Origin of the sequence: Aquimonas sp. (assembly GCF_044377145.1) — a bacterium.
Taxonomy (GTDB): Bacteria; Pseudomonadota; Gammaproteobacteria; order Xanthomonadales; family Xanthomonadaceae; genus Aquimonas.
The window spans coordinates 1-3,249 of the sequence record NZ_JBILJQ010000166.1; the positions used below are offsets into that span (position 1 = coordinate 1).

Below are 3,249 nucleotides of genomic sequence, written 5' to 3' on the forward strand. Positions count from 1 at the left end.
CCCCGCACTCGCGGCCCACGGCATTGAGGGCCGCGCCGATGCGGGCCCGATCGCCCGTGGCGGCGGCCTGCACCAGACCGGGGAGTGTCGCCTCAAAGCGCTTCTGGAGGGCGAGGAACTCCGCCTTGTTCGTCCAGATTTCGGGTTTGGCTTCGCTATCACCAACGCCGACAGCCGTTCCTTCGGGCCACCAGTCACCAATGCGGCGCCCCGTCTCTGCAAGGGTGGCCGCCGCCGCTCGGGCGTCCTCGGCCGTGCCGCCCTCGCCCTTGACGAACGTATCGAGGGTATTCATCGCCCGCCCAAGCGTCTTGAAGTTGGCCTTTCTTGCCTCGACCTGGTCGACCGGATCGGCCGGAGTGGAGCCCGCTTGGGCCGAGGCGCCCGAAGCAACGGCCAGAAAGGTGCTGGAAAGGGCGACCAAGACCAACGGGCCAAACAATCGATTTGCTTTCATCGACTCTCTCCCTTGCTTTCGCTACCGGACAACGGGCCGGCACCGTGGTCGTCCGACGTTCGGCCCTCAGGGCCGGACTTCGCCGGAAGCCCAGAGACGAGCGTGCGGCGCCAAAGACGCAGGACGATTGGTGCGCTGTTGCGATTCGATTGCGGAGAGAGCGGTGGTCGCCCCGAGGCCCGTCAGGTCCAGCCCTCGGTCTCTGCGAGGCGGGCAACATAGCGCGCCACGACGTCGACTTCCAAGTTCACCCGGGTGCCGACCGGCCTCCTGCCTGAGCCGGTGTGGGCCGGCCAAGCGCGGCAGGTCCGAGGCGGCTTCGGTGTGGCCGGTGCGGGTCAGCACGCCGCCGGGCTGGGCCATCAGCGGGAAGATGTGACCCGGCTGGCGCAGATCGGCGGCGCGCGCATCGGGCTTCACGGCGGTGCGGATGGTGTGGGCGCGGTCGTAGGCGGAAATGCCGGTGGTCACGCCCTCGGCCGCCTCGATCGAGACGGTGAAGTTGGTGCGGTAGGGCGAGTTGTTGTCGACCACCATCGGCGGCAACGCCAGCTGCTGGCAGCGCTCGCGGGTCAGGCTCAGACAGACCAGACCGCGCGCGTGGGTGACCATGAAGTTGATGTCCTGCGGCCGCACCAGCTCGGCCGCCATGATCAGGTCACCTTCGTTCTCGCGGTCTTCGTCATCGACGATAACGACCATGCGGCCGGCGCGGATTTCTTCGAGGAGTTCGGGGATGGGGGCGAAGGGCATTTATGGGCCGGGATTCGTGATTGGGGATTCGGGATTCGTCGGAGCGGGGCGAGGTGCGTCCGTCGCCGCGCTTCGATCATCTGCACGGAATCGAAGACGCGAGAACGGGGGTTCCGTTCAGTCGGACTGGCGGGCTTCTGACGAATCCCGAATCCCCAATCCCGAATCCCGAGCGGCAACCAGCCGCTCAAGATACCGCGCCACCAGATCCACCTCGATATTCACCCGTGCGCCGGCACCCAGCGCGCCGAAGTTGGTGTGGGCCACGGTGTGCGGGACGAGGTTGACTTCGAAGTGGTCGGCGTCGACAGCGTTGACGGTGAGGCTGGTGCCTTCGATGCAGACCGAGCCCTTCTCGGCGATGTAGCGGCTGAGCGCGGCCGGCACGCGGAAGCGCCAGCGCTGCGAGCGCGCGTCAGCGCTGATCGACACCACCTCGCCGACGCCATCGACATGCCCGCTGACCATGTGGCCACCGAAGCGTCCGTCGGCGCGCATCGCGCGCTCCAGGTTGACCGGCGCGCCGGGCGTGAGCCCGCCGAGCGTGGTGCGCGACAGGGTTTCCGTCGACACGTCGGCCGCGAAGCTGGCGGCGTCGAACGCAATCACGGTCAGGCACACGCCGCTGACGGCGATGCTCTCGCCGAGCACCACATCACCCATGTCGAGCGTGCCGGTGTCGATATGCAGACGGACATCGCCGCCGAGGGGTTCCAGCGCGCGGATGCGGCCGATGGATTCAATGATGCCGGTGAACATGGGTTTGGGCCGGGATTGGGGATTGGGGATTGGGGATTGGGGATTGGGGATTGGGGATTGGGGATTCGAGGTCGCGATGCGGCGACTGGGGTTTGCCTGTACGCCTCAGCAACCGGGATGGGGAACTGGCGGGAATCTGCGCGCATGCATAGGGTGGGTCTCGACCCACCGCTGCAACGAACCGCGCGAGACGCAAACCGCGTTGAGGCCTCCGCTCACCTGGCTCATGCACCATCTGACAACACTGTCCGCAGCCGCAGCCGCAGATCTCGCCCGACCTGCCGACTGTCCAGCACCACAAACTCAGGGAGATCAGCCAGCTTTTGCATACCCAGCGCGTCGAACAAGGGCCGCGCGTCGCCGCCCAGCAGCAGGGGCGCCTGATACAACAGCAATTCGTCGACCAGCTGTTGGCGCATCAGCGCACCCGCCAGCCGCGGCCCACATTCGACCAGCAGTTCGTTGACGCCACGCCGCGCCAGTTCGGCCAGCACCGCGTCCAGCGCCAGCCCATCGACACCGACCGGCACCGCCTGGAACTCCACCTGCGGCGCGCACGGTGCCGGGGGCTCAATGGCGTCGGCGTGAAACACGAGCGTTTGCGCCGCGCCATCGCTGAGCAGGCGCGCGCTGTGGGGCAAGGCCAGCGCGCGGTCCAGCAGCACGCGCAGCGGCGGGCGAAACTCGATCTCCTCCAGCCGCACCGTCAGCTGTGGATCGTCGGCCAGCGCGGTACCGCTGCCGGTGAGGATGGCGCTGCTGCGTGCGCGCCAGCGCTGCACGTCGGCGCGCGCGGCCGCTCCGGTGATCCATTTCGACTCGCCCGAGGCCAGCGCGGTGCGGCCATCCAGGCTCGCGGCAAGCTTCAGGCGCACGAAGGGCCGGCCCTGCTCAACGCGCTTGAAGAAGCCGATGTTCAACTCGCGCGCCGCCTCGCGCATCAGCCCGGACACCACATCGATCCCCGCGTAGCGCATCCGCTGCACCGCCCCGCCCTCGCGCTGAAAGGCGTCCTCGCAGGCGATCACCACCCGCGCTACGCCGGCCGCGATCAGGGCATCGGCACAGGGCGGCGTGCGTCCGTGCAGTCCGCAGGGCTCAAGGGTGACGTAGGCGGTCGCCGCACGCGCACCCTCGCCCGCCGCCTGCAGCGCATGCACCTCGGCATGTGGCCCACCGGCGCGGATATGCCAGCCCTCACCCAGCACTTCAGCCCCGCGCGCGATCACGCAGCCGACCCGCGGATTCGGTTGCGTGGTGAACAATCCACGCTCGGCCAA

At 68.3% G+C, this 3,249-nt stretch carries 3 protein-coding genes and 1 pseudogene; all 4 read right to left on the reverse strand.

Going from position 1 to position 3,249, the window contains the following annotated elements; all coding sequences use genetic code 11:
- Window positions 1-457: c-type cytochrome (locus ACIQ7H_RS22155; protein ID WP_395795659.1), on the reverse strand; the 457-nt coding region annotated here is incomplete at its 3' end.
- A gap of 288 nt (window positions 458-745) precedes the next feature.
- A pseudogene (gene ribB / locus ACIQ7H_RS22160) lies at window positions 746-1,210 on the reverse strand (3,4-dihydroxy-2-butanone-4-phosphate synthase); the annotation flags it as partial.
- 117 nt (window positions 1,211-1,327) lie between these two features.
- The gene (locus tag ACIQ7H_RS22165) at window positions 1,328-1,969 is read right to left on the reverse strand and encodes a riboflavin synthase (protein WP_395795661.1); all 642 of its coding nucleotides are present in this window, start codon (window positions 1,967-1,969) and stop codon (window positions 1,328-1,330) included.
- A 224-nt stretch (window positions 1,970-2,193) separates the two neighbouring features.
- Window positions 2,194-3,249 (reverse strand): bifunctional diaminohydroxyphosphoribosylaminopyrimidine deaminase/5-amino-6-(5-phosphoribosylamino)uracil reductase RibD (gene ribD / locus ACIQ7H_RS22170; protein WP_395795663.1); only part of this gene is annotated, 1,056 nt, incomplete at its 5' end.